Source organism: Gemmatimonadota bacterium, from assembly GCA_016209965.1.
Taxonomy (GTDB): domain Bacteria; phylum Gemmatimonadota; class Gemmatimonadetes; order Longimicrobiales; family RSA9; genus JACQVE01.
The window spans coordinates 1-2104 of sequence record JACQVE010000126.1 but is presented as its reverse complement, the minus strand read 5'-3'; the positions used below and the strand labels follow the sequence as shown (position 1 = coordinate 2104).

The window sequence follows — 2104 nt, the reverse complement described above, 5'->3', positions numbered from 1 at the left end:
GTTTTTTTCCCCGCCGAGCGGGGCCTTCGTCATCGCCCCGTCCAGGCTCAACCAGTCCCAGTCAAGGCCGTGGAGCTCGTCAAATTGCTCGACGCCCGCCTGCCAGAGCCGCAGAAAGACGCCGGCCTCCGCCCACTGCTGGAAGCGATCGTGGGCGGTGGACTTGGCGCACAACTCGGTCTGGTTCAACGCTTCCCACTGGCAGCCGGTGCGCAGCACAAAGAAGATCGCATCGGCACAGCGCCGGTCGGGCACCCGCGGCCGGCCCCCACCGAACCGATGCGGATTCACGTGCTCGGGGAGCAGCGGTGCCAAGACCGCCCAGAGCTCGTCCGACACCCGAAAGCCGGTGGTCGTCTGATTGTTCGGCGTGCGCTCACGCGAGCGCTGCTGCGTCTTTGGTGTGTTCATGCTCCCAGCATACCAGGTTATCCGGATAGGCTCTAATACTACAGTTCCCCTTTGGAGGAGCGTTTCAAGCGGCGACGGCGATGGCAGTCGGCAGCGATCTTCTGGTGGCGGCGGCGCCAGCGAGACCAGGCGAGGACCTGGTCGGGTGGCCGCGTCGCCGTCCAGAGGAGCCGCAGGAGCAAGCGTCGGATTTCGGGGACCGTGATGGGGATGTGGAGCGGACACGTGGCCGGCCCCTTTTTTGGGCGCTGACCGCCAAGACGGCGAGCGCCACCAAGGCGAGCGTGATATGGCGCTGCCAGCCATGCCAACTGCGCACTTCGTAGTGGTCGAGGCCGACCTCGCCTTTGGCCCGTTCGAACAGTTCCTCGATGGTCCAGCGGGTGCCGGCCGCGCGCACCAAGTCGGACAGCGCGGTGGTGCGCGGCGCGTAGCACCGATAATAGGCGAGTTCATCCGTCCGCTCGGGGTGGCGGCGGACCAGCAACGCGTGGCCCCAGCCGTCCTGGAGGGCCGGGCGGAGTTGGACCAGCGCCCAATCGTACAGACGCGGACCTTGGGCACCGTCGCCGCAACTCAGCCGGACCCAGTCCTCCGGCTGCAGCCGGGCTGCCAGCGCCGCGACCCGGTGCTGGTCCGGTGGCTGATCGGGCGGCCAAGTGGTCACGCTCTGGTTCGAGCGGACGGCCAGCACGTAGGCTTGGGCACGCGCCTCCAAGGCGCGGCGCAGCGTCCCGTCGCTGCCGTAGACCGCATCGGCGACCACCCAGGCTGCCGGCACGCCCGCGTCCAAGGCCCGCTCCAGCAACTCACGGGCGAGCTGGGGCTTGGTACGATAGGAAATCGCCGCTGGAACGCCCGCTTGCTCGCAGCGGGCCGGGTCGGCCACCCACTCCTGAGGCAGGAAGAGCGCCCGGTCCAGGCCGGCGTGCCCATGCGGGCTAGCGTAGCCGAGGAAGACGCCGATCTGGCAGTTGGCGATCTTGCCCACGCTGCCGCAGTACTGCGGCGCGACGCCGACCGACTGCCGCCCTGTCTTGGGAAAGCCGGTCTCATCGACCACCAACACGCCAGAGGGAGCGCCCAGTTCCTCGACCACATACCGGCGCAGATCGTCCCGCACGGCGTCAGCGTCCCAGGCGTAGCGATCCAACACGCGCTGCATCCCGCGCGGGTGCGCATAGCCAGCGCACTCCGCCAATTGCCACCCATTCTTGCGCTCCACGTCGGCCAGCAGCCCGCGCAGGTAGTCCGCCGCGTGCTGGTGCGCTTCCGTGCGCCGAAACTGCGCCCGCAGCCGCGTGATCATCTGCTCGATCGCCTCCTCCAACTCGGCTACGATCGCTGGTTCTGGCTCACACACACACTCGTTAGTTTCCACAGGCTCACCTCCACGGGCCCACTTCCTGCAGATTCCGTGCAAAGGGGAACTGTAATATTAGAGTGTGTTTGGAAAGTCATGACGCCTTGGCTAACCGACGAACGAAAGTGTGAATCATGGCGAGGTAAAGCCAGGCCTCGCTGGACTCGCAGTGCTCTTCGTAGTCTTTGCTCAGGCGCCGGTGCTTGCCTAACCAGGCAAACGTGCGTTCGACTACCCACCGGCGAGGCTGGACGGCAAAGCCGACCGTGCCTGGCTCGCGACGCACCACTTCCAGCGTGCAGCCCTGGTCTGCCGCCACGTCGGCGAGCG

At 67.1% G+C, this 2104-nt stretch carries 2 protein-coding genes and 1 pseudogene; all 3 read right to left on the bottom strand.

Annotated elements, in window-relative coordinates:
- On the bottom strand, window positions 1-339 hold a 339-nt coding region (locus tag HY703_05220; GenBank protein MBI4544571.1), incomplete at its 3' end, for a transposase.
- A 292-nt stretch (window positions 340-631) separates the two neighbouring features.
- Window positions 632-1720, bottom strand: a pseudogene (locus tag HY703_05215) (IS701 family transposase).
- A gap of 148 nt (window positions 1721-1868) precedes the next feature.
- The coding region (locus tag HY703_05210; protein ID MBI4544570.1) for a transposase at window positions 1869-2104 on the bottom strand (236 nt) is incomplete at its 5' end.